Origin of the sequence: Cohaesibacter intestini, from assembly GCF_003324485.1 — a bacterium.
Lineage (GTDB): Bacteria > Pseudomonadota > Alphaproteobacteria > Rhizobiales > Cohaesibacteraceae > Cohaesibacter > Cohaesibacter intestini.
Genome location: NZ_QODK01000002.1, coordinates 91,797 through 116,854, shown reverse-complemented (window position 1 = coordinate 116,854; position 25,058 = coordinate 91,797). Strand labels below are relative to the sequence as shown.

Genomic DNA, 25,058 nt, shown 5'->3' with positions numbered 1-25,058 from the left:
TGAGTCCCGCAAGGGTCGTTCTATGAAGTGTCTCAATTGTTCCTTAGTTAAATATGAACTAAGAAGCATAGAGAAAATTAATTGTCCGCAAGGAGAGCATTCATGGCTGAGCGTAGATGCCAGGCGATCATTCTGGCTGCAGGTCAGGGAACCCGCATGAAGTCCAGCAAACCAAAGGTTTTGCACGAGGTGGCCGGGCTGTCGATGGCCGGTCATGTGACCAAGGTGGCGCGGGACGCGGGTGTTGAACTGGTGTCTGTGGTGGTCGGGCCTGAAATGGAGGCTGTCCACAAGGCGGCAGCGGCCATTCACCCCGCTGTATATGCGCACGTACAAACGGAACGGCTGGGCACAGGCCATGCGGTGCTGGCCGCCAAGGCCGATCTGGTTGAAGCTTGCGACGATGTGATCGTGCTGTTTGGCGACACGCCGCTTTTGCGCACCGAAACCATCCTTGCCATGCGGCAGAAGCTGGCTGAGGGCAATGATGTGGTGGTGCTTGGCTTCCGAACGGATGAGCCGGGGCCGTATGGGCGTCTGCTCGAAGAGGCCGGCAAGTTGGTGGCGATCCGTGAAGCCAAGGATTGCAGCCCTGAGGAGCTGGGCGTCACGTTCTGCAATGGCGGCATCATGGGCTTTTCTGGCAAGGTGATCCTGTCTTTGCTCGAAAGCATCGGCAGCAACAACGCCCAAGGGGAGTATTATCTCACCGACGCGGTCGAGCTTGCCAATGCACGCGGCCTTGCCGTGGCGGCGATCGAAGCGCCAGAGGCGGAGTTGCAAGGGGTCAATAATCGCGCTCATCTGGCCAAGGTTGAAGCATCCTATCAGGCTGCAGCTCGGCTCAAGGCGATGGAAGAGGGGGCGACCCTGCTTGCGCCTGATACAGTGTTTTTCTCTCACGATACCAAGCTGGGCAGGGATGTCTTGATCGAGCAGAATGTGATTTTCGCACCCGGCGTCAGCATTGCGGACCATGCCACCATTCGCGCCTTTTCTCATCTGGAAGGGGCGAGCGTGGCAGAAGGCTGTGTTGTTGGTCCTTATGCGCGTCTGCGGCCGGGCACCGAGTTGGAAGCGGACGTCAAGATTGGCAACTTTGTCGAGACCAAAAAGGCGAAGATCGAAAAAGGGGCGAAGGTCAATCACCTGTCCTATATTGGCGACGCCCGCATTGGCTCGAAGGCCAATATCGGGGCCGGGACCATCACCTGCAACTATGATGGGTTCAACAAATTCCAGACCGACATCGGGGTCGGGGCCTTCATTGGGTCGAACACCGCTCTGGTTGCTCCGGCCAAGATCGGGGACGGCGCGATTGTCGGGGCCGGTAGCGTTATCACATCTCCCGTTAACGCTGATGCCCTTGCCGTGACCCGTGCCAAGGCCTTCGTAAAGGACGGCTGGGCGGCTGCCTTCAGGGCAAAAAAGGCCAAAAAGTCATAAGGTTACGTTTGACACCTGTCTTTTAAAGACTGGGCCGTTAGAAACTGCAAACTGATTTGATTTCGCGAATCCGGTTTGCGTGGGTTACCCAAAAGCAAATGAATATTTGCGCGTCGTATCAACGACGACCCTCTTTTTCAGGAAAGACATTGCCATGTGTGGGATTGTTGGAATTCTTGGTAACGAAGCTGTTGCTCCGTTGCTCGTCGATGCCTTGAAGCGCCTTGAATATCGCGGATATGATTCCGCTGGCGTTGCCACGATCCATGAGGGGCAGTTGGGACGGCGGCGGGCCGCAGGCAAACTGCGCAATCTCGAATTGCTACTGGGTGACAATCCGCTGGCTGGCACCATTGGCATTGGGCATACCCGTTGGGCGACCCATGGCATCCCGAACGAAACCAACGCTCATCCGCATGTCGCGGGCAATGTAGCCGCTGTTCATAATGGCATCATCGAGAATTTCCGCGAGTTGCGCCAAGAGATGACCGCCAAGGGCCACGTGTTCGAGACCGAAACCGATACCGAAACCGTTGTTCATCTCATTCAGGATGAACTCAATGCAGGCAAGATGCCGGTCGATGCGGTGTCCGCTGTGCTCGGCCGATTGGAAGGGGCTTTCTCGCTGGCGATTATCTTTTCCGGCGAGGAAGACCTGATGATCGGTGCCCGTCGCGGCTCGCCCTTGGCAGTTGGTCACGGGGAAGGACAGATGTTCCTTGGGTCCGATGCTTTCGCACTGGCACCGTTCACCGATGAGATCACCTATCTCGAAGAAGGCGATTGGGTGGTTCTGAGCCGCACCACAATCTCGATCTTTGATGAGCATAACGAACTGGTTCAACGCGGGTCTACCACGGCGCAGGCTTCGGCCAACATTGTCGACAAGGGCAATCACAAGCATTTCATGGAAAAGGAAATGCATGAGCAGCCCGAGGTAATCCAGCATACCCTTGCTCACTATGTTGATTTTGCTTCCGGCACCGTCCGGTTGAACAACAAGCTGCCCTTTGACTTTGCCAGTTTGAACCGGATTGCCATGTCGGCTTGCGGCACGGCCTATTATGCGGGCGTGGTGGCCAAATACTGGTTTGAGCGTCTGGCCCGCATTCCGGTCGATATCGATGTTGCGTCAGAATTCCGCTATCGCGAGATGCCGATGGAAGAGGGTGGCTTGGCCCTGTTCATCTCTCAATCGGGTGAGACGGCAGATACGCTGGCTTCCTTGCGCTATTGCCGTGCCCAAAAGCAGCATATTGCGGCCATCGTCAATGTGCAGGAAAGCACCATCGCGCGCGAAAGCGATGCAATCTTCCCGACCATTGCCGGACCGGAAATTGGAGTGGCTTCGACCAAGGCCTTTACCTGCCAGTTGTCGGTGTTGCTGGCCTTGGCCATCATGGCTGGTCGTGCGCGGGGCACCATTTCGGCGGCGGAAGAGCAAGATTATGTCAAGGCACTGAGTGAGCTGCCAAAATATATCCGTCAGGCGTTGAAAGCCTCCGACGATATCGAGGCGCTGGCCCATGATCTTTCCAAGGTCAAGCATGTGCTGTATTTGGGCCGCGGCACCAACTTCCCGCTGGCCATGGAAGGGGCGCTGAAGCTCAAGGAGATCTCCTATATCCACGCGGAAGGCTATGCGGCGGGTGAATTGAAGCACGGACCGATTGCCCTGATTGACGAGACCATGCCGGTTGTCGTCATTGCTCCAAATGATTCTTCCTATGAGAAGACCGTTTCCAACATGCAGGAAGTGGCGGCCCGTGATGGTCGGATCATCCTGATTACCGATCAGGCGGGGGCGGACAAGAACGGGCTTGAAGATTGTCAGACGATCGTCATGCCGACCGTGCCGGATATCATCGCACCGATCGTTCTTGCTTTGCCGGTGCAGTTGCTTGCCTATCACACGGCAAACTTCATGGGTACCGATGTCGATCAGCCGCGCAATCTGGCAAAATCCGTCACCGTGGAGTGATCGCCTGCATCATGCAAGGGCGCCCGATGGCGCCCTTTTCCCCGCCATGGAGGGAAAGACCTATAGGTCTGAGCTTGGATTGGGCGTTGGTCCATCGGGTCTTGTGCCGACGTAAAGTGCACTGGCAGCAAAAAACAGGAACACTACGACAAGAAGCCAAAGTCCGGGCTGCACGAAATAGAGAAATGAGACGAACCCCAACGCCATGCCCGCAAAGGCAAGGTATTTTGCCTTGCGCGGAATTGCGCCGTGATCCTGCCAGGCGACGACGGGTGGCCCAAACAAAGGGTGTGTCAGAAGCCAGGCCTCAAGACGGGGAGAGCTGCGGGCAAAGAAGTAGGCTGCTCCGATAAAGAAGATGGTCGACGGCAAAACGGGAAGAAATGCCCCTGCAATGCCAATGCCGGACAGGATCAGTCCGATCGACATGTAGAATGGGCGTTTCAAATGTTCCATGGATGACTTCTCGCGATTGCGACGCAACTTCAATTGTGTGCGCGGCCACCCTAGCATATAGGCAGTTGAAACGCTGGGTGCAATTGCTCAGAGATCACGAAAACGGCACGAAACACGCTGATTGTGCTTTTCAAATGCGCGTCGCCGCACTATTTACAAGATAGGTTGTCTGGTGTGCCCGGTGGGCGGATTGTTTTGATGCAGTCATGCCGACCAGTCATGCAAGTCAGCGATGGTGCGCTGTTCGAGACGTGTGAGATGCGGTTTCCCGCTCCCGGTCAGGTCGCTCGACAGGTGCGCGCTCAACAGGAAGAAGCAGAATATGTCCAAACATAAAGGCGAAGACAAGAAAGACTCTCAGGAGCATGCCGGTTTGAGTTTTGGCGCACGCATTCGAAATTACTTTCTGACCGGCCTTGTCATCGCCGCGCCGATCGGCATCACTCTGTTCATCACGTGGTCCTTCATCCAGTGGGTCGATGATACGGTCAAACCCTACATCCCGCATATCTACAATCCGGACAATTATCTGCCGTTCTCTGTGCCCGGCGTTGGGCTTATCTTCTCGCTGATAATTCTGACCATTCTGGGCTTCCTGACGGCCAACTTTGTTGGCCGCTCCTTCCTGAGTTACGGCGAGGTGATGGTGGGCCGGATGCCCTTGGTGCGTAACATTTACAACGCGCTCAAGCAGATATTCGAGACGGTCCTCTCCCAGAAAGGCCAGACCTTCACGAAGGCTGCGGTGATCGAATATCCACGGCGGGATTTGTGGGCGCTGTCCTTTATCGCGACCAGCACCATGGGGGAAGTTTCACATCGGTTGGCCGATCGGACAGGCAGCAACGAGGGGTTCATCTCGGTCTTCTTGCCGACCACACCGAACCCGACCTCCGGTTTCCTGCTGTTCGTGCCGCGGGAGGATGTGATCATCCTTGATATGAGTGTTGAAGATGCTGCCAAGCTGGTTATTTCTGCGGGTCTTGTGACGCCAGACTTCATTGCCAAACATGCCGCTGAAGAAGAGCGGGACAAGCTTGCCGAGAAATTCGGTATCGAACCTCAGACCATCGAGAGTGATGTGGCAGACATCGCGCAGATTGAGGTGGATGCGCCTGAAGATGCATCCCCAAGTGACGGTCCATCAGAGGAAGCAGATACGCTGTCCGATCGGAAACAGACGCGTAGAAAACGCAAATTCTTTCCGGTTCTGGGCCGGTGAGCGCGGCTCGATTAACCGGCTTTGAGCAAACGGATTGCTTCGTCTCTGCTGAATAGATAGAGCAAATCGCGCAAGGCTGCACCACGGATGCCTTCCAGATCCGGATTGGTCTCAATGATCAGGCGGCCTTCCGTGCGGGCCATTTCCATCAGTCCCTTATGGGCTTCCGGGTCGGTCAGGCGAAAGCCCGGCAGGCCCGATTGCTTGGTGCCCAACACGTCACCCTCTCCACGTAACCGCAAATCGGCCTCGGCAATGCGGAAGCCATCTTCTGTTTCGCGCATCATGTTGAGCCGCTCGCGCGCCACTTGGCCAAGCGGCCCCTTGAACAACAGGATGCAGGATGAGGCCTTGTCGCCACGGCCCACTCGGCCGCGCAGCTGATGCAACTGGGCGAGGCCGAAGCGTTCGGCATGTTCGATCACCATGATGGTGGCTTCGGGCACATCAACGCCGACTTCAATCACCGTGGTGGCGACAAGGATTTGCGCGTCGCCATCCTTGAAGTGTTCCATGGCGGAGCGTTTCTCATCCGATGTCATGCGGCCATGGACCAGTTCCACCTTATTGCCAAAGACCTGCTTTAGGGTGGCGTAGCGATCTTCTGCGGCGGTCGCATCAAGCAGCTCGGATTCTTCGACCAGCGGGCAGACCCAATAGCATTTCACCCCCTGATCAATGGCTTGAGCCAGTCGTTGGACAAGCTCGGGCAGTCTTTCAAGATTCATGGTGCGGGTGTCGATCGGTTTGCGTCCCGCCGGCTTTTCGGTCAGCAGGGAGACATCCATGTCGCCATAATGGGTGAGCACGAGGGTGCGCGGGATCGGGGTGGCAGTCATCACCAACAAGTCTGTTGCTTCGCCCTTGGCCGACAGAGTGAGTCGCTGATGGACACCAAAGCGGTGCTGCTCATCAACAATTGCCAGCCCCAAATCGGCAAAGACGACTGTCTGCTGAAACAAGGCATGAGTGCCGAGCAGGAAGTCGATGTCGCCTTTTTCCAGTGCCGATAAGGTGTCGCGCCTCGTGGCGGCTGTGTCTTTGCCGGTCAGAACCGCAACGCGGATGCCAACCGCCTCGCACAGCGATTTGACGGATTGATAATGTTGGCGGGCCAGCAGATCGGTCGGCGCCATCATCGCGGCTTGCGAGCCAGATTCGATTACGTCTGCGGCGGCCATCAGGGCAACCATGGTCTTGCCGCTGCCGACATCGCCTTGCACCAGCCGCAACATGCGTTCAGGTAAAGCCAGATCGGCCTCGATGTCTGCGATGGCCTCAGTCTGGCTGCCGGTCAGTGTGAAGGGCAGGGCCGCGAGCAGTTTTGCCTTTAGCTTGCCCTCCCAGCAACGGGCGATGCCTGCGGATTTTTTCACCTTGCTGCGCACGAGCGCCAGTGCCAACTGGTTGGCGAGACATTCGTCATAGGCCAAGCGCTTGCGGACCGGGGAGGTTTCTTCCAGATCAGCGAGATCGTGCGGCAGATGGACACGCCGGAGCGCTTCGTCGAAGGGCATCCATTTTTCCCGATCCATCAGAGCCTGATCCTGCCACTCGGGCAAGGATTCCAGATCATCAAGGGACGCTTGCACGGCCTTATGCAGCACTTTGCCCGACAGCCCGGCCGTCAGCGGATAGACGGGTTCCAGCAGTGGCATGGTGGCAAAATCGGCTTCCGAGACCACATGATCCGGGTGGGTGATTTGTGGGCCGCCATTGAACCGCTCCAACCGACCCGAAATGTAACGCATTTCGCCGACGGGCAATTGCTTTTCGAGATAGCCTCCCTTGGCATGAAAATAGGTCAGCGTCAGATCGTCCGTCTCGTCATGGGCGAGAATGCGATAAGGGACACGGCGATTGTTGCGTGGTGGCGGCAGATGTTTGTCGATGGTCACCTTGACTGTGACGATGGCCCCTTCGGGGGCGGTTGCGAGATCGGACTGCAGGCTGCGGTCGATCACCCCGACCGGCATATGCAGCAGCAGATCAATCCGCCGGGCTTCGAGCAGAACATCACCGCGCAATAGCTTGGCAAAGGCTTGTGCGATCTTGGGTCCCACGCCCTTGAGCGACATCAGGGACGCAAAGTAGCTGTTGAGGTGGCTAGGGCGCATGGTGTGGCTCTTTTGATCGGCTCTTTTGGGGCAATGGACAAATCATGCGAAGCATGGACAAAATCCTGTATAACGTCAATCCATGTTCACTATTTGTTTTGTGATAGCTGATCGATCAGATGCTGACAAGTGCGTTGACAGGCGCTATACAGAACCAACTTTGAAAAGACCCTCATAGGAGCTAGACCATGTCCCAAGGTACCACCCGTAGCAGTGAAGGGCTTGATGTCCGCCGCAAAAAGATTCTCATGCGTGCCTGGCATCGCGGTATCAAGGAAATGGACCTGATGTTTGGCCGTTTCGTCGATGGCGAGCTGGACAATCTCAGTGATGAGGAACTGGGGCAGTTGGAAATGCTGCTGGATCAGTTTGACCGCGATTTGATTCAGTGGTTCACCGACGAGTTGCCCGTGCCGGAAGCCTTTGATTGCCCGCTCTTCTACAAAATCAAAAACTACCACGAGAATTTCGAAACAGGCTTGCTCTGATTTGGATTTTTCAAAGGCGGTCCGACATTTCGTTCTCTGGGCGATCTATCGGGCCGCCTTTGTCATTTCTGGCCTTTAGGGTGTCTTTTGTGCCATAAGGCAATTGCCTGCCGTTCTGTTCCCGCCTTTTGATGAGCCACATTTCGCAATGACCAATTTTTCTGACGCCCTGTCCTCCTCGATGATGATCAACGTCACCCATGTGCCTGACGGACTGGAAGGCTATGCGCTGGCGGAAGTGGCTGCTGCTCATCTCAAGGCCAATAAGGACCGCAAGATTGTTGCGGTCTATGTTGCCCGTGATGATCGGCGGATGGCGGCGATGGAACAGGCTTTGCGCTATTTTGCACCCAAGCTGGACTGTGTTTCGTTTCCAGCTTGGGACTGCGTGCCCTATGACCGGGTGTCGCCGAATGCCGAAATCTCGGCTCGGCGCATGACGGCTCTGTCGCGCATGGCCTACCAGACCTTCGGTCAGCCAACCGTGTTGCTGACCTCCGTCAATGCGATTCTCCAGCGGGTGCCGAGCCGCGCGTCGGTGCGCAAACAGAGCTGGTCGGCCCGTCCGGGAAACTGTGTTGATATGGACGACCTGATTGGTTGGCTTGAGACCAACGGCTTCCTGCGTACCCCGACGGTGCGCGAGCAGGGGGAATATGCGGTGCGCGGCGGCATTCTCGATCTGTTTGCGCCAGGGGCCGAGGAGCCGGTGCGGCTTGATTTCTTTGGTGACACACTTGAGAGCATTCGCAGCTTTGATCCGCAGAACCAGCGTTCTGTCGGCCAATTGCGCGAAATCGAACTGGTCTCCGCCTCTGAAGTGGTGCTGACCGATGAGGCAGTTTCCAGTTTCCGCCGTCGCTATACAGCCAGTTTCGGCGCGTCCACCCGCGATGACATGCTCTATCAGGCGGTCAGTGAAGGGCGACGTTATCAGGGGATCGAGCATTGGTTGCCTTTCTTCAATGATGATCTGGAAAGCCTGCTCGACTTTACCGAAGACGCGCCGGTTCTGCTGGACCCGCTCAGCGACGATGCCATCGGCGAGCGCATGGATCTGGTGCAGGATCACTATCTCGCCCGCAAGGAAGGGATGGAGTCCGGGCTGGAACAAAGTGTGCCTTACAAGCCGATAGAGCCTTCTCTGCTTTATCTTGACAAGGAAGAATGGACCAGTCGGCTGGGGACGCAGACCCGCATCCGTATGTCGCCGTTTGATGTGCCGCCAACCGGTGTCAAGACAATCATTGACCTTGGTGGCAAACAGGGGCGCACCTTTGCTGCGGAACGCAGTGCGGACAATGTCAATGTGTTCGATGCTGTGATTGAGCACATCAAGACCCTGAAAGAACAAAAGAAACGGGTTACCATTGCCTGCTGGACCAGAGGCTCAGCAGAGCGGATGCATCAGGTTCTGACTGACCATGGCATCAGCGGGCTTGTGCCGTATGAGACATGGGCGGCGCGCAGTGTGATCACTGCTAAGCAGGTGGGCCTGACCGTTCTGGAGCTGGAAAGCGGCTTTGAGACGGACAAGGATGTGGTGATCGGCGAGCAGGATATTCTGGGCGATCGGCTGATCCGTTCCAAACGCCGCCGCAAGAAAAGCTCTGACATTCTGACCGAAGCGACCAGCTTGTCGCAGGGGGATATCGTCGTCCATATCGAGCATGGTATCGGCCGTTTCATGGGGCTTCAGACGGTGGATGCTGCGGGTGCGCCGCATGATTGTCTCGAAATCCACTATGCAGGCGGCGACAAACTGTTCCTGCCGGTTGAGAATATCGAGCTTTTGTCGCGCTATGGCTCGGAGGACACCGAAGCCCAGCTCGACAAATTGGGCGGGGTGGCCTGGCAGGCGCGTAAATCGAAAATGAAGGCCCGGATCCGCATGATGGCGGATCAGTTGATCAAGGTTGCGGCTGAGCGCGAGTTGCGACAGGGCGAACGGATCACACCGCCTGAAGGCCTTTATGACGAATTTTCTGCGCGCTTCCCGTTTGACGAGACCGAGGACCAGTTCAACGCCATCGAACAGGTGTTTGACGACATGGGCTCCGGCCGTCCAATGGATCGTCTGGTTTGCGGCGATGTGGGCTTTGGCAAAACGGAAGTTGCGCTGCGGGCGGCCTTTATTGCAGCGATGAATGGCAAACAGGTTGCCATCGTTGTGCCAACCACTTTGTTGGCTCGGCAACACTACAAGACCTTTGCAGACCGCTTTGCCGGTTTCCCGCTGATTGTCGAACAGGCGTCGCGGCTGGTTTCGACCAAGCAATTGAACCAGACCAAGAAGGGCCTCAAGGATGGCTCGGTGGACATTGTCGTTGGCACCCATGCCTTGCTTGGCAAGAGCATAGAGTTCCGCGATCTGGGTTTGCTGATCATTGACGAGGAGCAGCATTTTGGCGTCAAGCACAAGGAACGATTGAAGGAATTACGGGCTGATGTGCATGTCTTGACCCTGTCTGCAACGCCGATTCCGCGGACCTTGCAACTGGCACTGACCGGTGTGCGGGAATTGTCACTGATTGCCACGCCGCCTGTCGACCGTCTGGCGGTCCGGACCTTCATATCACCCTTCGATGCCCTGACGATCCGGGAAGCCCTCCTGCGTGAGCGCTACCGTGGTGGCCAAAGCTTCTATGTCTGTCCCCGCATCACTGACATTGCCCAAATCAAGACCTTCTTGGAGGAGCAGGTGCCGGAGCTGAAGGTGGCCGTGGCGCATGGTCAGATGCCTGCTGGTCAGTTGGATGACATCATGACCGCCTTCTATGACGGCAAGTTCGATGTGCTTCTGTCGACGACGATTGTCGAATCCGGTATCGACGTGCCGACTGCCAACACGCTGATCGTTCATCGCGCCGACATGTTCGGCCTTAGTCAGCTTTATCAGCTGCGCGGCCGTGTGGGGCGGTCGAAAACCCGTGCCTATGCCTTGTTTACCGTGCCAGCCAAGAAGGTTTTGACCCCGACCGCCGAGCGCCGCCTGAAGGTTCTGCAAAGCCTCGATACCCTCGGGGCCGGGTTCCAGCTGGCAAGCCACGATCTGGATATTCGCGGGGCGGGCAACTTGCTCGGCGAAGAGCAATCCGGTCATGTCAAGGAAGTTGGCTACGAGTTGTATCAGCAGATGCTCGAAGAAGCGGTCGCCTCGCTGCGCTCCGGGGATATGACGATCATGGAAGACAAATGGTCGCCGCAGATATCCATTGGTACGCCTGTTCTGATCCCCGACAGCTATGTCGCCGATCTTCAGCTGCGCCTCAGCCTCTATCGCCGTCTGGCCGATTTGGTGGATGCCAATGAGATTGACGAGTTCGGTGCCGAGCTGACCGACCGCTTCGGGCCGCAGCCCGATGAAGTCAAGCATCTGTTGAAGATCGTCTATATCAAGGGGCTGTGTCGCAAGGCCAATGTCGAGAAGATCGATGCCGGGCCGAAGGGGGCCGTCATCGGTTTCCGCAACAACGAATTTGTCAATCCGCAGGGATTGGTGCAGTTCATCACCGAGCAGGGCTTGCTGGCCAAGATCCGCCCGGATCAGCGGATTTTCCTTGCGCGCGATTGGAACAATCCCGGCGCGAGGCTCAAGGGCACGGCGGTGATCATGACCCAACTGGCCAAGATTGCACAAGTCCAGAGCTGACGGGCATTTCAGCGGATTGTTTGTCAGAAGCGGACAACGGGATTCTCGAACAGGTCCTTGAGGATCTGCTCGATGTTGAAGTCAATCTTGTTGCTGTCGCAATGATGGAGCGAGAAGTCGAGCACGACATTCACTCCCATGCCGCTATTCTGCTCGACAAACGGGCTCAGTTGCACGATTGAGCGGATGCGCTGGAGGGCAATTCGGGTTTCGAACAGGTCCGTATCGGGGAAGAAGGCGACAAAGCGGCCATTGTCGAGGCGGGCCAGCAAGTCCTCGGCCCGCATCAGGGAATAGATCATCCGGCCGACCCGTGCCAGCAAGGCAGGGCTTGGAGATTGTTCGCGCCTCTCACCCTGCACGAGATCAAACGAGATATCGATCCCCGCAAAGGTCATGCTGGCTGTGTTTTCCTGTTCGTGCAGCACTTGCAGATGGGCCTTGAGAAATTCTTCCGAATAGAGCCGTGTGGTGGCGTCGGTTGGCATCAAGAGCCGGGCTTCGTTGAAGATTTTTTTCAGCTGGCGGCGATAGCGCTCTTCATTGACGAGGATTTCGATGCGGTTTTCAAAGAAACGCTCAGAGAAGGGGAAGGTCACGATGTCGTTTGCCCCTGCCGCCAGCCCCGCAAGACCGTCTTCTGTCGCTTCCTTGTGGCACAGCAGGATGATCGGGAAGGAGAAATAGTTCGGGTTGCGTCTCAGGTCCCCAATGAAGTGGATCAGATGCTCGTTATAGTCGCTCAACTCGACGACCAGCGTATCGAAACTCTCATTCTCGAGATAATGGAGCGCCATTGCCGGTGTCAGGGCCGCTGTGGTGCTGATGGTTTCGGGCAGGGCGCATTCGACGGGCAGGAAGGCCATGCCGGAGCCCAGATAGAGAAGGGACTGGTTCTCAAGGTTGCTTGGCGGTGGCACCACCGGCAGGCCGACGCCGAAACGTTTGAAAGTTCTCGAGCGCCGCTCGGCCTCTCTTCGCATGGTTGCCAGCCGCATCAGTGAGGTCAAGCGGTTGCTGATCAGATCAAGCGTGAGAGGCGGTTTCAACACATCGGCAAAGGGCGTGAGTAACTCTTCCCTCAGGGCCACCGAGGGGTCGGCAATGGCGACCATTGGCACCCTTGCCTGAGAGAAGCCCAGAGACTTGCGCAGGGCTGAGGCGCGTTCGACGACGAGCGCCACGCGGTCCTTGCTGACGTCCAACAGGTCGACCAGCAGAATGTCGGCCGCCATGGATACGTCGTCGGGCCTGTCCTCGGAATGGACACAATGAGACCAGACGGCAAAATTCGCCTCGGTCAGCATGTCGGCCCATTGCGGCATATCCAGACCATAGTCCGGATCGGTAAAAATCAATGCCTGCTTGGCCATGCGACCCTCTCAGTATGCTTGTTATTGGTGTTTTTGGTGCTTGAGACAGGTTCAGGCAACATTGTGAAGTTTTGCGGCTTCAATCAGACTTCCACGTTGGACGCGGCCATCGGTAGAGCGCGGAATGGCCTGAACAAACAGAATATCGCGTGGCCATTTGGTCGAGGATACTTTGCAGCTTTTTAGAAAGGCATAGAAATCTTCCCGGGCCGTTTCCTCATCATGCACCACAAGGGCTGCGAGCAAGTGGTCCGGTCCCCCGTCAGATGAGCGTGCGGTGAAGGCGGCGGCATCGGTGACCCCCGGGCATTGCTTGTAAAGGGTGTCAATGTCGACCGCGCGTTCCGTCAAGCCACCCATCGACAATAGATCAGAAATGTCACCAAGGGGACGGAACAGGGCCCGCTCGTCACCATGTCTTTCGGTGACCAACTGACAGGCGACGTCGGAACGGACAAAGCCATGCTCGGTCATGCGTAGGGGCGTGCCTTCGATAGCACCTGCGGACGGGAATGCAGCCGTTGGTACCATTGCCCCCTTGAGGCACAATTCACCGCCAACGACACCATTCTCGGTCTTGGCTTTGGTTTCATCGACGCCTAGAAGATGGGTCTCGAGATAGGCCGCACCGGGCACATTGCGAGCTTCGATGGTGCCAAGGGGCACCGAACCGATTTCTCCGGGCAAGCGTCTGATCTGGGCAAGCAAAGCCAGTTCGCCGAAATTGGTCACATCAAGCAATCGGGCTGCGGTTTCGTTCTCGGGGAATACGTCCCCTTGGGCATGTGAACGGCTCCAGATCAATGAGATGCTCTTGAGCTGTTCGCGAACCGCCATGACCAACTCCGGGTGGAGATGGCGCCATTGACCGCCGGGCAGCATGATGTGCTGGACGCCATATTCGGACAAAGCGGCATTGAAACCCTGAAGGTTTCGGAATTGATGGAATTGCAACCGAATGCCCGCATCAAAGGCGGTGATGATGCCGGCTGCAAAGCCTGTGAGGCCGGAGAGGTGATAGGCCATCATCAGGCAATCGCCGGGTTCCAGTCCGGTCTGTTCGTAGACATGGCGCGAGGCGCACAGCAACTGGTTGTGGCTGCGGCCCAACGGTTTGCTGACCACACTGCCAGCCGATGCCCAATGAATGGCCAAAACGGAATTGGCGTCGGGCAGGGGGGCAATGTCGAACAAGGTCTCTTCATCGAGAGCCGTGTCCTCATCGTCCATCATCGATTGCAGTTCGATCAGGCCTTCAGGGGCACCATCGCCCAGACAGAAGACAAAGCGGATGGAGAACATGTCAGCGGCGACATTGCGCGCGCGTTCGCCGACCGGTTCGCTTTCATAAAGGGGGCAGCAGACAATGGCTTTGGCGCCAACCTGTTCGAGGCAGTTGCGGATGTCGGCTTCGCCCGAAGTCAACGGAATGGGGGCAAGGATCAGCCCCATGCGGCTGGCGACAAGGGTAAGGATGGCTGCGTCGACGCTAGGGGGCAGCAGGACCGCCACCACCGTGTCACTTTTCATTCCAATGCCGGAGAGGAACTCGGAAATCGCAACCACGCGTCGCCAGGCACGGCCAAAGGACAGGCATTGGGGTTGTCGTCCACAAACCGTATGCAGGGTTTGGTCGTCAATCAGTGCGATTTCGTCTGAGCGCTCCTGCGCCCAATGGGCGAAGCGCTGGTCTATGCGTTCAGTTCCCCACAGGCCTGATGCTCGATAAGTTTCAATGTGATCTGGCGTGTTGAGGAGCATTTCAAGCCTCTTTCCCTCTTGGACGCGATACGCAAGTTGGAAACAGTTTACATGATTCCACAAGGGGCGACACAGCCCCTTGTTGCGATCTTGGTGGAGTTCGGAACAATGCTGATCCTGTCATTCGCCGCGATACCAGAAAGTGGTGGGTCGATAGCCTGCGAGCGGGCGTCCCTTTGCGTCGTCTCCGGGCATGGCAATGCGTTTCCAAAGTCCAAGCCACTGGTCGCTTTTATGGAACATTGGCACCACATAATAGCCGTTGATCAGGACACGATCAAAGGCGCGGACGGCGGCGGTGAAATCCTCTTGCGTACGGGCGGCGAGCAGAGCGTCGATCATCGCGTCAATGGCAGGATCGGCGGCACCGGCCTGATTGAACCAGCCATCCTTGTCGCGTTGGGAGGAATGCCAGCGGGCCTGTTGCTCATTCCCCGGAGACAGCGATGCGCTCCAGGACATTTTCATCATGTCGAAATCCATCACCTTGCGTCGTTCCCAATATTGCGCTGAATCCACCACCCGGACGGACATCGTAACGCCGATTTTTTCAAGGATACGGGCATAGGACAGGGCTAGCCGTTCCTGTTCCTTGCTGGTGGCCAAAAATTCAAAGGCCAGCGGGCGGCCGCTTTCCAGATGGGTCATGACCGCACCCTTGAGGCCGTATCCTGCTGAAGCCAGATCCTTGATGGCCCGTCGCATCACTTTACGCATGTCTCGGGCGTCAGCAGCGGAAACCGGCTCATATGTACCCTCAAGGATCTCTTTGTCGATGCCGTCCAGATAAGGTGCCAGCAACTTTTTCTCGACTTCGCTCATCGGCTGGCCAAGGGACGACAGGCTGGAATTCTGAAAATATCCAGCGGTGCGGGTGAACAGGTCATGATAGAGATTTTTGTTCACCCAGTTGAAGTCGAACAGGGTGGCAAGAGTGCGGCGAACGGTCCGGTCGGCAAAAACCGGTTTGCGTGTGTTGAAAACAAACCCCGACATTCCCTTGGGGAGACCGGATTGCAAGGTCAGCTTTTCAACGCGGCCGTCCTTTGCTGCGTTGAAATCATATTGATTGGCCCAGCGGGCCGGATCGCTTTCGGGCAACAGGTCAAAGGCCCCTTTCTTGAAGGCCTCGAACATGGCGGTATTGTCGCGGAAATATTCTATTTCAATGGTATCGAAATTACTCTGCCCCACCTTGATCGGCAGGTCCTTTGCCCAGTAATCAGGGTTCCGCGTCAGTGTGAGACGGGTGCCCGGATCGACATCATCGATCAGATATGGCCCGGAACCCACGAAGCGATACATGCCAGATTTTGAGAAATCCTCGGTCTTGATGGCGTGGCTTGGCAGGACAGGCAGCATGCCGATCAACAAAGGCAACTCACGGTCGGAGCCATCTTCAAAGACAAAGCGAATTTGGCGTTCGCCGGGTTCTTCGATGGCCATGATGCGGGTGATGCGGCTCTTGTAGGCCGGGCGTCCATGGTCGCGCAGCAACGCGACAGTGAATTTGACATCCTCGACATCAATCTGATGGCCGTCTGAGAATTTGGCTTCATCGCGGAGCTTGAAAGTGATCGAGGAGCGATCCTCAGGCATGTCGACCCATTCAGCGATCAGGCCATAGAGGGAGAATGCTTCATCGTCGCTGCGAGCGAGCAGGGGCTCATAAACATTGAGACCATAATCGACATCCCACAATCCGCGTGGGGCCACCCCTTTCAGAAGAAAGGGATTGAGGCTGTCAAAACTGCCATTAAGGCCATACCGGATGCGGCCACCTTTGGGAGCATCCGGGTTGACATAGTCGAAGTGGGCAAAGTCGGCTGGGTATTTTGGCGTACCATGCATGGCGATGCCATGGGTCGGTTCGGCATGCGCCACACTATCAAGCACCGGACCTGACGTCAGTATCAGTCCAAGCGTCAGGACGCCTGTCTGCCAGAGCTGACGAAGCTGACGACCAAGTTTGTCGGATCCATTGGCAAAGCGGGGCGGACTCGTCATCGGCATATGAAGCTCCTAATGGGCAGTTCAAGGCCAATGGTGTTCAGCGAGGATGCCATTGGCGTTAGGGCAGGCAGGAATCAAATCAGACCCTATTATCTAACACGGGCGGGAAAACGGCCACATACGAGTTCAGCCTACTGGAAATTTTGCATTTGACCCTGTAGAAGAAGTACGACAGTCACTATTCTGCCTAATTCGTTGTGAATGAAGAGGCTGACACGGGATTCGGGGCTGTTGTGGAGTTGGCTTGCGTTCAAGAGCGCGTCCAAAGTGGATTTGCGCAGATTGATGTGCGGGCAGCGACCTGACAGAGTACGACGACTGAAACCAGAACCGGGAAATGCCTTCCTGCGAACACTGAATTATAAATATCGGGATTCTCTTTCATGCTCATGATTGACAAGGCTTCGAAATGGATCAAGCCAGTTACAACCGCCGCTTTTCTGGCGCTGGTTGCCCTTGCCGCGCCGGGCACCAATGCTCAGGCGCAGGAAATCGACGCCGAAGCTCTTGCACAGCAAAATTGGTTGAAATTCTGTAACGAAGATCCCAAGAGCAAGAAGCAGCTCTGTGCCATCACCCAGGAAATGAAGGCTGAAACCGGTCAGTTTCTGGCTTCTGTCTCTGTGCGCGAACTTGAAGGTGCCAAACGCAAGGCTCTGGTGGTCGCTCTGACCCCCGGCATGCTGCTGCGTCATGGCCTGACGGTGCAGATCGACAAGGGCAAGCAGCTCAAGAGCACATTCTCCATCTGTTTCCCCAATGCCTGCTTCTCTGACATGGCGGTGGATGACACCTTCATCGACTCCATGAAGAAAGGTGCGCAGATCGTCGTGACCGCTCTCAACCAGCAAGCCCAGCCTGTACGGTTCGAACTGACGCTGACCGGCTTCACCAAGAGCTACGATGGTGATCCGATCGACGTTCGCAAAACCGCTCAGGAGCAGGAAAAGCTTCAGGAACTGCTGCGCAAGCGTGCAGAAGAACAGCGTCAGAAGCTGCTCGAGCAGAAAAACAAGGCCGAAGGCAACTAAGCCGTCCTTCGTCGGTTGGCTGACACACCGGTCGGCCATCTGGCCATACCAAAAAAGCCGCGCTTCCAAGATGGGAGCGCGGCTTTTTTATTGATCAAACTTGATTGGCTATTAGTTCACAAGGTCATCTTCAGGCTGATAGATGCCTTCTTTCATGCCTTTGAATAGCTGGCGCACTTGCGGATGGCGTACCGGTTCTCCGCTCTTGTCTTCCAGCAGATTCTGCTCGGAAACATAAGCCACATATTCTGTGTCTTCATTCTCGGCAAACAGATGATAGAAAGGCTGGTCCTTGCGCGGTCTCACATCCTCGGGGATCGCGTCATACCATTCGTCTGAATTGGCGAATTCAGGGTCGACATCAAAAATCACGCCACGGAAGGAATAAACACGGTGGCGCACAACCTGACCAATCTGAAATTTGGCGATTTTCATTTCTGGCATGTCTTCAGGCTCCGCTACCCTCTTGAAAGGCATTGTCTTCCCTTGCTGGTGGAGAAGCAATGCTTGTTGCTTGCGACATCATGGTTTCATCCCGGTCAATGTCGGTCTGTTGATGCCGGGCATCTCGGGGGGGACCATGCTGGCAGCCATATATTCGGGCTGCTCTCAGCCTACCACACAAACACTGATCAGTTCCAATGATTGAATGCAGGAAATCAGGCTGCAGGCAGGAGCGCAGAAAAGACTAGATCATAGAGGTGAAGTCAAGTGACATTTCACAGATGGCGGACTTGTACCGTTTCGTGAACGGGCATTGCCGGGTCTGAGCCGGGCAAGCCACAGGCCAAAGCGCCTGAATGCAATGGCTTGTGGCTTTCGGGGGACCTGTCAGCTCAGACCATATGCGTCGGCCATTTCCGGGTCTTTGGCGGCGACCTGACGGGCGAGATCGACGATCACTTTGGCCTGTTTCCAAGTGGCATCATCTTGCATTTTGCCGTCGATCATCACCGCGCCAGTGCCATCCGGCATGGCTTCCAGAATGCGCAGGGCCATTTTGACTTCATCCACCTCTGGGCTGAAAACCCGTTTGGCAATGTCGATCTGGGTTGGATGCAAAGACCATGTTCCCATGCAGCCCAAAAGGAAGCTGTTCTGGAACTGGGCTTCACAGGCTTCAGGATCAGAGAAATCGCCAAAGGGGCCGTAAAAGGCTTTCAATCCATGGGCCATGCAGGCATCAACCATCTTTGCCATGGTATAGTGCCAGAGATCCTGCTGATAGATGGCGCGGGTCTGTCCCTCTACCGGATCGGCCAATACCCGATAGCCCGGATGTCCGCCACCGACGCGAGTGGTCTTCATGCCGCGCGAGGCCGCCAGATCGGCCGGTCCCAGAGATATGCCATGCATGCGCGGGGAGGCGGCACAAATGGCCTCGACATTGTTGACGCCTTCCGCGGTCTCCAAAATGGCGTGGATCAAGATTGGCTTGTCGATGCCGTGTTTGGCTTCCAGCTGGGCCAGCAACTGGTCAAGATAATGGATGTCCCAGGGACCTTCGACCTTGGGCAGCATGATCACGTCGAGCTTGTTGCCAACCGCTGAAACAATTTCGGTGATATCGTCAAGCAGCCACGGGGAGTTGAGGCAATTGACGCGGGTCCAGAGACCGGTCTCGCCAAACTCGTTGTCTTGGGCCATCTGGATGAAGCCTGCACGGGCGGCTTCCTTCATATCTGCGGGGATGGCATCTTCGAGATTGCCCAACACCACATCGACCTTGGCGATCAGGTCTGGCACCTTGGCTCGCATCTTTTCGATATGCGGTGGGACAAAGTGGATCATCCGCTCGACGCGGACCGGTTTTTCGCGAAACGGGGTCGGCGCGCCTATGGCCAGTGGCTTGTAAAAGGCTGATGGTGTTTTCATGCTGTTATCCTCCCTGAGGCGCTCGACATGGCAGGGCGGTCATGGAAGGCCCATGGGCGTGACCCGTCATGGTGCGGCGCATTCGTTGCTCTATTAGCAGCGCAATTTTTGCTGCAACGCAATAAGACTGATGGACAACAGCCAGACAATAGCTGAGCAGCAGGCAGAGGACTGTCTCGAGCGAGCCATTGATTTTGGTTTGCAAGTTTGAAAGGCTAAGGATACACACTTAGTCCTGCTTTGAGCATCCTTCCGCCTCCTGCGCTGCAGCGCCACATCCCAAACGAGTTATCCATGAGCGACCTGTTCACCTTGGCCTTGCCCTTCTTCGGTCTGATCTTTCTGGGCTTTTTGTCTGGCAAGATCACCAGATTGCCAGAGGGTGGGTTGGCGTGGCTGAACTTCTTTGTCGTCTATATTGCCTTGCCTGCTTTGTTCTTTCGGCTTGTCTCCCAGACGCCATTGGAAGAATTGACCAATTGGAGCTTTGTGGTGGCGACCACGGTGACGACCTATATCGTCTTCACTCTGGCCTTCGTGTTCGGTTTGTGGAAGACCAAGGGCAATATGGCGGAGGCCACCATTCAGGGGTTGGCCGGAAGTTATTCCAACATTGGCTATATGGGGCCGGGGCTGACACTGGCCGCGCTAGGGCCGGCGGCGACGGTGCCCACGGCACTGATTTTCTGTTTCGACTCGCTGTTGCTCTTTACTCTGATCCCGATTTTCATGGCCTTGAGTGGAACGGATGAGAAAAGTGGCCGCGAATTGACGCTCTATGTCGTCAAGAAGGTGTTTTTGCATCCCTTCATCATTGCAACCATTCTGGGTGTTCTGGCCGCCGCCATTCATTTTGAGCCACCCGGCTGGATTGCTGAAATGCTGCGGATCCTATCCGGCGCGGCGGCCCCTTGCGCGCTGTTTGCAATGGGGGTGGCGGTTGCCCTGCGGCAGGTGCGACGGATTCCGGGGGAGCTGTCGGTTTTGCTGCCGATCAAGCTGGTGCTGCATCCGGTGTTGTTGTTCTTGCTGCTGGGCTTTCTGGGCACCGTGCCGGAGGTCTGGATCAAGACGGCGATCCTGATGGCCTGCCTGCCGCCTGCCGCCAATGTCTTCATCGTCGCACAGCAATATGATGTCTATGTCGAGCGGGCGTCCAGTACGGTGATGATCGGCACGCTTGTCTCAGTGGTGACCGTGACCTTCTTTCTCTATCTCATCACGCAGAATGTGTTGCCCTTCTGATTGGCCGCTTTAGTCATTTGCGGGGCCACCGACCGAGCCGATGCGGCTGGGGGCGTCTAGACCTGCCTTCATCATGAAGCGGCGGAAGGATGGCACCATATTGGCCAGCGCAAGACCGGCCGTGCGGGCGCCCTGACCAAAGGGCAGCGAGGATAACAGCGACATATTGAGCATGTGGACGCCAGCGGTGCGCGACCAGATGTCGGCACGGCGTGAGCGATCATAGGCGGCGAGCAGCTTGTCGTTGCCCGGATCCTGCAAGCCCGTGGTACCCTGATCTTCGATGGCATCGGCCAATGCTTCGATATCGCGCAGGCTGAGATTGAGTCCCTGAGCGCCGATGGGCGGGAAGACATGGGCACTTTCGGCAATCAGCGCTGCACGGGGCCCGCAAAAGCCCTTGGCAACCATGCCGGCCAACGGGAAGACCTGAGGCTCGGTCAGGATTTCAAACGCGCCATAGATGGAATGGGCGCGGCGTTCCAGCTCCAATGCCAGCGTCTCGTGGCTCATTGCCTTCAACTCTGCCGCTGTTTCCGGGGTGACCACGCAAACGAGGCTGGATGTGTAGGCATCCTGATAGGGCACCAAAGTGAAGGGGCCCGTCTTGGTGTGAAACTCGGTTGATGTGTTGTTGTGCGGGGTTGAGCCATGCCGCAAATTGAGCACAAAAGCAGCTTGCGGATAGGACCATTTGCGCATCTCGATGTTCGCGGCTTCCTTGACCAGCGACTGGCGGCCATCCGCGGCGATCGCCAGCTTGGCCTGCCATATGGTGCCATCTTGCATGGTGATGCTGGCCTTGTCTTCGTCCAGAGAAACAGAAGATGCAAATTGCTGATCTTCGATGAGATTGTCCTGTGTGCCATCCAAACCGGCATGCAAGGCGGCGACCAGCTTGTTGTTGTCGATGTTATAGCCGAAGGCCTCAAGACTGATTTCAGAGCTGTCAAATTCGGTGGTTGGGGCACGCAACAGACGGCCTGTATCATCGATCAACCGCATGACGCGCAGGGCTTGTCCTTCGGCTTTTACCGCTTGCCACAGCCCTAGGCGCTCAAGATAAGAAACCGAGCTGCCAAGCAGGGCCGTGGTGCGACCATCGGTACCACTGTGCGCTGGGCCGATCAGAACGGTGCTGAGGCCGAATTTTGCCATTTGAATGGCCGCAACATGGCCAGCCGGGCCACTGCCCACCACGGCAACATCGATCTTTTTGACCACATTCTGATCCTGCATTCCCTACCTCAACCTGTTTGACGTCAAAGACTTATCGCCCTAGACATGCTCTTACCCTGCTCTTGGTTCCACTTCCACCCCTCAATAGGCCTTATTCCATCCGTCGACAAGGTTGGACTTGTGACAGAATAGCGCATGACAAGGCTTGATATATGGGTTACTTCTGATCCCACCAAGGCCCGGATCCAACCCGTGCGCCTCACCATTCCTACGCACGGACTTTGGACCAAGATGAGTTTTCTCAGTGCATTTTTCGATACCAGCAGTTCGCGGCAATTGCATGAGCAAATGCGGCGCTTTAGGGCAGAGCATCCCGAGCTGGCAGCTGCGGAAACCAAGCCACGCATCCTGTTGTTTGTGGCCATCGCGATTGCCTCTCTTTTTGCCTGGTTCTATCTGTTCGCGATGGTGGTGGACATGGCACCCGACATGGATATGCGAGCGCTGGGGCCGGGCATGTCGGCTTTCAATGTGTTTAACGGCTTTGAAAGCCTTGATGCCACAACCCGCGCTTTCATTGCAGCTGTCTGTGCTCCCTCGGCAGCGATTGGCCATTTCGGCATGCCGGGGCAGGGGGCATGGGGTTTTGAGGATCTCTCAATCGTCTTCGCCATGTGGGTCATGATGGCGGTCGCCATGATGTTGCCCACGGCCGCACCGATTCTCAAAAGCTATGCCGCTGTCGAGGAAGGCAAGGGACGTAAGGCCGGGGTCTTCTCGATCCTGATGCTGGCGCTTGGCTATTTGACCATCTGGGTCGGCTTTGCACTGGTCGCCACCTTGGCCCAGTGGGGTCTGACCGAGATTCAGACCATGTCGCCGGTGATGGCGCCTGCGTCGATGATTTTTTCTGCCTCAACGTTGCTTTTGGCAGGCTTTTATCAGTTCACCACAGCAAAACAGGCTTGCCTTCTGCGCTGTCAACTGCCATTCCCCTATTTCAATCGACGTAGCGAGAGCGGATTCTTCCGAACGCGCGCCGGATCCTATGTGATGGGACTGGAGCAGGGCCTGTTCTGCACCGGGTGCACATGGGCGCTGATGGTGGTGATGTTTGCTGTCGGCGTGATGAATATCATCTGGATGGCCATTCTGGGCTTCCTGATGGGTATTGAAAAGGTTGTTCCCAATCCGTGGGTGACGCGCGGGATCGGAATCTTCCTGATTGTATGGGGTCTGATGGTTCTTTCGATCTCGCCTGCCGGGCGTACGATTTTGGGGCTCTAGGCGCGTTTCAAATCAGCTCGACAAGCTGAACTCATGACCATCCGGTCTGTGGCAAGGTGTTGATGGTGGATCTGGACAGATCGCCTGCAGCGCTCGGTTCGATATAAGAAGCAAGACAAATGAACAAATTTCTAGCCTTTATGATCCATATCCTCACCGCATCCGGCGGGATTTTTGCTTTGTTGGCGCTGGTTGCGGCCGCCGACAGAGAGTGGATGGACATGTTCTTCTGGCTGTTTGTTGCGCAGTTGGTTGATGGGGTGGATGGTCCGCTGGCCCGGCGGTTCAAGGTGATCGAGACCTTGCCCAACTGGAGTGGCGATAGTCTCGATTTCGTGATCGATTATGCCACTTATGTATTCATTCCCGCTTTTGCGCTGGCGCGGGCCGATCTGTTGCCTCAGCCGCTCGATTTGATCGCGGCGAGTGTTATCATCGTGACTGGCGGGCTCTATTTTGCCGATGATCGGATGAAGACCGAATCCAAAGCGTTTCGCGGTTTCCCTGCCGTGTGGAACGGTGCTTTGTTCTACTTGTTCCTCTGGACGCCCGGGCCAGTGTTGGGGATGGGGATGGTGCTGTTTTTGGCGATCGCTCAATTTGTACCGGTGGAATTCATTCACCCGGTGCGGGTCAAGGAATTCCGACCCTTCACGTTGGCCGCTGTTGCCATATGGTCCGTCTTTGCATTGCGTGTCATTCTCAATGATATGCAGGTCAACCAGCTTGATCAGATTGTCTTGACCACAACAGGCCTTTATTTCTTCGCCATTGGTGCATTCCTGCACTATCGCCGCAACAAAATTCGGACCTGAGGCGCATTGAATGCGTTGAGCCTGACAATGTTGCTGCGTCCCTGACACACCATCATGCCTAACGAGGGGCTCGCTATGTTTCCTGATCTGATGGATCCGACCATTCTGGCCAGTCTTTTGACACTGACCGCGATGGAAATCGTGCTTGGTATCGACAATGTGGTGTTCATTTCGGTGCTGGTCAGCAAGCTACCTGCGCAGATGGCCAATCGTGCTCGGGCGATTGGGATTCTGCTGGCGCTGGTTTTCCGGATCGCTTTGCTGTTTGCGTTGACATGGCTGATCGGGTTGACCAAGCCGGTCTTCACCTTGTTCGATCACGGGTTTTCCTGGCGCGATCTGATCATGATCGTCGGGGGGCTGTTCCTGATTTACAAGGCTATGGCGGAGATCCATCTGGAACTGGAATTTACCGACGAGGATGAAACAAAAATCCGCACAGGCGCTGCGGAATATGTGTTTGGTGCGGCGATCGCCCAGATTATCGTTATCGATCTGGTTTTCTCCATCGATTCCATCGTGACGGCCATCGGCATGGCTGAGCATGTCGAGGTGATGATTGCGGCGATGGTGATTGCGATGGTGGTCATGTATGCGGCCTCCGGGCCTATTGCCCGTTTCATCGAAAAGCATCAAACCACCAAGATGCTGGCTCTTTCTTTCCTGATGCTGATTGGCTTTGCGTTGGTCGGTGATGGCATCGGTTTCCATGTGCCGAAGGGCTACATTTACGCGATGATGGGCTTTTCCGTTCTGGTCGAAATTCTCAACATCATCGCGCTCGACGCCAGCCGTCGCCGCAAGTTGGCGCGGCTCAAAGCAGCCGAAGCGGATGCGGAACGGGCTTGATGCGATGTGGAGCAGACGCACTGTTCGCTAAATCGCCTCTGATTTTTCTGATTGATGCAGAAAAGTGCGCAAAAAATCTGTCTCTTTGGGCGGGTCTGGCCCAAATCCATCGCGCAAATCTTGTTTCACCGTTCCGAATGTGCCACTCTTGGCTAAGAGCAATTTCAAGGACTTCAGTCCGAAAAACTGCGTTTTCATCCTGACCGACTGCGTTTGACGGCAATGTGACTTTTCGCCGGGATTGTCTTCAAGCATGGTCGAGCCCAAA

Annotated in this window: 19 protein-coding genes; 10 read left to right on the top strand and 9 right to left on the bottom strand. The window is 56.1% G+C overall.

Annotated elements, in window-relative coordinates:
* Positions 1-102 precede the first annotated feature (102 nt).
* Positions 103-1,446, top strand: coding sequence for a bifunctional UDP-N-acetylglucosamine diphosphorylase/glucosamine-1-phosphate N-acetyltransferase GlmU (gene glmU, locus DSD30_RS06075; protein ID WP_114008751.1), 1,344 nt, complete (start codon positions 103-105; stop codon positions 1,444-1,446).
* Positions 1,447-1,600: 154 nt separating this feature from the next.
* Positions 1,601-3,427 (top strand): glutamine--fructose-6-phosphate transaminase (isomerizing), encoded by a 1,827-nt coding sequence (gene glmS, locus DSD30_RS06070; RefSeq protein ID WP_114008750.1) that lies wholly within the window; start codon positions 1,601-1,603, stop codon positions 3,425-3,427.
* A 60-nt stretch (positions 3,428-3,487) separates the two neighbouring features.
* Here glmS and DSD30_RS06065 read toward each other — a convergent pair whose 3' ends face one another.
* Positions 3,488-3,883 carry a YbaN family protein gene (locus DSD30_RS06065; RefSeq protein ID WP_114008749.1) on the bottom strand — a complete coding sequence of 132 codons (396 nt, stop codon included), beginning with the start codon at positions 3,881-3,883 and terminating at the stop codon, positions 3,488-3,490.
* Positions 3,884-4,205: 322 nt separating this feature from the next.
* On the opposite strand from DSD30_RS06065, the gene DSD30_RS06060 reads away from it, so the two are divergent.
* Entirely contained in the window at positions 4,206-5,105 is a 900-nt protein-coding gene (locus DSD30_RS06060; protein ID WP_114008748.1) for a DUF502 domain-containing protein, read from the top strand.
* Positions 5,106-5,116: 11 nt separating this feature from the next.
* Here the strand turns inward: DSD30_RS06060 and recG are convergent, their stop codons facing one another.
* Positions 5,117-7,222, bottom strand: coding sequence for an ATP-dependent DNA helicase RecG (gene recG / locus DSD30_RS06055; protein ID WP_114008747.1), 2,106 nt, complete (start codon positions 7,220-7,222; stop codon positions 5,117-5,119).
* A gap of 188 nt (positions 7,223-7,410) precedes the next feature.
* Between recG and DSD30_RS06050 the strand changes: the two genes are divergently transcribed.
* Together DSD30_RS06050 and mfd are read left to right on the top strand one after the other, a co-directional pair.
* Complete coding sequence (locus DSD30_RS06050; protein WP_114008746.1) at positions 7,411-7,710, top strand: FAD assembly factor SdhE; 300 nt, start codon at positions 7,411-7,413, stop codon at positions 7,708-7,710.
* A gap of 148 nt (positions 7,711-7,858) precedes the next feature.
* Positions 7,859-11,362 (top strand): transcription-repair coupling factor, encoded by a 3,504-nt coding sequence (mfd, locus tag DSD30_RS06045; RefSeq protein ID WP_198662855.1) that lies wholly within the window; start codon positions 7,859-7,861, stop codon positions 11,360-11,362.
* Positions 11,363-11,385: 23 nt separating this feature from the next.
* Here mfd and DSD30_RS06040 read toward each other — a convergent pair whose 3' ends face one another.
* The 3 genes from DSD30_RS06040 to DSD30_RS06030 all read right to left on the bottom strand — a co-directional run bounded on the left by DSD30_RS06040 (position 11,386) and on the right by DSD30_RS06030 (position 16,509).
* Positions 11,386-12,735 (bottom strand): diguanylate cyclase domain-containing protein, encoded by a 1,350-nt coding sequence (locus DSD30_RS06040; RefSeq protein ID WP_114008745.1) that lies wholly within the window; start codon positions 12,733-12,735, stop codon positions 11,386-11,388.
* A 51-nt stretch (positions 12,736-12,786) separates the two neighbouring features.
* Positions 12,787-14,496 carry an AMP-binding protein gene (locus tag DSD30_RS06035; RefSeq protein ID WP_114008744.1) on the bottom strand — a complete coding sequence of 570 codons (1,710 nt, stop codon included), beginning with the start codon at positions 14,494-14,496 and terminating at the stop codon, positions 12,787-12,789.
* Between the two features lie 120 nt (positions 14,497-14,616).
* Positions 14,617-16,509, bottom strand: a complete 1,893-nt coding sequence (locus tag DSD30_RS06030; RefSeq protein WP_245418386.1) for an extracellular solute-binding protein — start codon at positions 16,507-16,509, stop codon at positions 14,617-14,619.
* Positions 16,510-16,892: 383 nt separating this feature from the next.
* Here DSD30_RS06030 and DSD30_RS06025 point away from each other — a divergent pair, with 383 nt between their 5' ends.
* Positions 16,893-17,540, top strand: coding sequence for an invasion associated locus B family protein (locus tag DSD30_RS06025; RefSeq protein ID WP_114008743.1), 648 nt, complete (start codon positions 16,893-16,895; stop codon positions 17,538-17,540).
* 111 nt (positions 17,541-17,651) lie between these two features.
* Here DSD30_RS06025 and hspQ read toward each other — a convergent pair whose 3' ends face one another.
* A complete protein-coding gene (gene hspQ / locus DSD30_RS06020) occupies positions 17,652-17,975 on the bottom strand; it encodes a heat shock protein HspQ (RefSeq protein WP_114009620.1) in 324 nt (107 codons plus the stop codon).
* Positions 17,976-18,371: 396 nt separating this feature from the next.
* Positions 18,372-19,415 carry an HpcH/HpaI aldolase/citrate lyase family protein gene (locus DSD30_RS06015; RefSeq protein ID WP_114008742.1) on the bottom strand — a complete coding sequence of 348 codons (1,044 nt, stop codon included), beginning with the start codon at positions 19,413-19,415 and terminating at the stop codon, positions 18,372-18,374.
* Between the two features lie 294 nt (positions 19,416-19,709).
* Here DSD30_RS06015 and DSD30_RS06010 point away from each other — a divergent pair, with 294 nt between their 5' ends.
* The gene (locus DSD30_RS06010) at positions 19,710-20,660 is read left to right on the top strand and encodes an AEC family transporter (protein WP_114008741.1); all 951 of its coding nucleotides are present in this window, start codon (positions 19,710-19,712) and stop codon (positions 20,658-20,660) included.
* A 9-nt stretch (positions 20,661-20,669) separates the two neighbouring features.
* On the opposite strand, the gene DSD30_RS06005 is transcribed toward DSD30_RS06010, so the two are convergent.
* The gene (locus DSD30_RS06005) at positions 20,670-21,899 is read right to left on the bottom strand and encodes a UbiH/UbiF family hydroxylase (RefSeq protein WP_114008740.1); all 1,230 of its coding nucleotides are present in this window, start codon (positions 21,897-21,899) and stop codon (positions 20,670-20,672) included.
* 231 nt (positions 21,900-22,130) lie between these two features.
* Between DSD30_RS06005 and DSD30_RS06000 the strand changes: the two genes are divergently transcribed.
* The 3 genes from DSD30_RS06000 to DSD30_RS05990 all read left to right on the top strand — a co-directional run bounded on the left by DSD30_RS06000 (position 22,131) and on the right by DSD30_RS05990 (position 24,790).
* A complete protein-coding gene (locus DSD30_RS06000) occupies positions 22,131-23,126 on the top strand; it encodes a DUF2182 domain-containing protein (protein ID WP_198662854.1) in 996 nt (331 codons plus the stop codon).
* Positions 23,127-23,245: 119 nt separating this feature from the next.
* Positions 23,246-23,941: a CDP-alcohol phosphatidyltransferase family protein gene (locus DSD30_RS05995; protein WP_114008739.1), complete on the top strand. Its 696-nt coding sequence runs from the start codon at positions 23,246-23,248 to the stop codon at positions 23,939-23,941.
* Positions 23,942-24,016: 75 nt separating this feature from the next.
* Positions 24,017-24,790: a TerC family protein gene (locus DSD30_RS05990; protein ID WP_114008738.1), complete on the top strand. Its 774-nt coding sequence runs from the start codon at positions 24,017-24,019 to the stop codon at positions 24,788-24,790.
* Between the two features lie 27 nt (positions 24,791-24,817).
* Here the strand turns inward: DSD30_RS05990 and DSD30_RS05985 are convergent, their stop codons facing one another.
* On the bottom strand, positions 24,818-25,045 hold the full coding sequence (locus DSD30_RS05985) for a hypothetical protein (protein ID WP_157967583.1): 228 nt from the start codon (positions 25,043-25,045) through the stop codon (positions 24,818-24,820).
* Positions 25,046-25,058 lie beyond the last annotated feature (13 nt).

What these genes read in the sequence shown, in the direction of transcription:
- DSD30_RS06025 (WP_114008743.1), top strand. Translation starts at nt 16,893, where the DNA reads ATGCTCATGATTGACAAGGCTTCGAAATGGATCAAGCCAGTTACAACC.
- DSD30_RS06005 (WP_114008740.1), bottom strand. Translation starts at nt 21,899, where the DNA reads ATGCAGGATCAGAATGTGGTCAAAAAGATCGATGTTGCCGTGGTGGGC.
- DSD30_RS06030 (WP_245418386.1), bottom strand. Translation starts at nt 16,509, where the DNA reads ATGCCGATGACGAGTCCGCCCCGCTTTGCCAATGGATCCGACAAACTT.
- DSD30_RS06065 (WP_114008749.1), bottom strand. Translation starts at nt 3,883, where the DNA reads ATGGAACATTTGAAACGCCCATTCTACATGTCGATCGGACTGATCCTG.
- DSD30_RS06060 (WP_114008748.1), top strand. Translation starts at nt 4,206, where the DNA reads ATGTCCAAACATAAAGGCGAAGACAAGAAAGACTCTCAGGAGCATGCC.
- DSD30_RS06050 (WP_114008746.1), top strand. Translation starts at nt 7,411, where the DNA reads ATGTCCCAAGGTACCACCCGTAGCAGTGAAGGGCTTGATGTCCGCCGC.
- DSD30_RS06010 (WP_114008741.1), top strand. Translation starts at nt 19,710, where the DNA reads ATGAGCGACCTGTTCACCTTGGCCTTGCCCTTCTTCGGTCTGATCTTT.
- mfd (WP_198662855.1), top strand. Translation starts at nt 7,859, where the DNA reads ATGACCAATTTTTCTGACGCCCTGTCCTCCTCGATGATGATCAACGTC.
- DSD30_RS06035 (WP_114008744.1), bottom strand. Translation starts at nt 14,496, where the DNA reads ATGCTCCTCAACACGCCAGATCACATTGAAACTTATCGAGCATCAGGC.
- DSD30_RS06040 (WP_114008745.1), bottom strand. Translation starts at nt 12,735, where the DNA reads ATGGCCAAGCAGGCATTGATTTTTACCGATCCGGACTATGGTCTGGAT.
- hspQ (WP_114009620.1), bottom strand. Translation starts at nt 17,975, where the DNA reads ATGAAAATCGCCAAATTTCAGATTGGTCAGGTTGTGCGCCACCGTGTT.
- recG (WP_114008747.1), bottom strand. Translation starts at nt 7,222, where the DNA reads ATGCGCCCTAGCCACCTCAACAGCTACTTTGCGTCCCTGATGTCGCTC.
- DSD30_RS05995 (WP_114008739.1), top strand. Translation starts at nt 23,246, where the DNA reads ATGAACAAATTTCTAGCCTTTATGATCCATATCCTCACCGCATCCGGC.
- DSD30_RS05990 (WP_114008738.1), top strand. Translation starts at nt 24,017, where the DNA reads ATGTTTCCTGATCTGATGGATCCGACCATTCTGGCCAGTCTTTTGACA.
- DSD30_RS05985 (WP_157967583.1), bottom strand. Translation starts at nt 25,045, where the DNA reads ATGCTTGAAGACAATCCCGGCGAAAAGTCACATTGCCGTCAAACGCAG.
- DSD30_RS06015 (WP_114008742.1), bottom strand. Translation starts at nt 19,415, where the DNA reads ATGAAAACACCATCAGCCTTTTACAAGCCACTGGCCATAGGCGCGCCG.
- glmS (WP_114008750.1), top strand. Translation starts at nt 1,601, where the DNA reads ATGTGTGGGATTGTTGGAATTCTTGGTAACGAAGCTGTTGCTCCGTTG.
- DSD30_RS06000 (WP_198662854.1), top strand. Translation starts at nt 22,131, where the DNA reads ATGAGTTTTCTCAGTGCATTTTTCGATACCAGCAGTTCGCGGCAATTG.
- glmU (WP_114008751.1), top strand. Translation starts at nt 103, where the DNA reads ATGGCTGAGCGTAGATGCCAGGCGATCATTCTGGCTGCAGGTCAGGGA.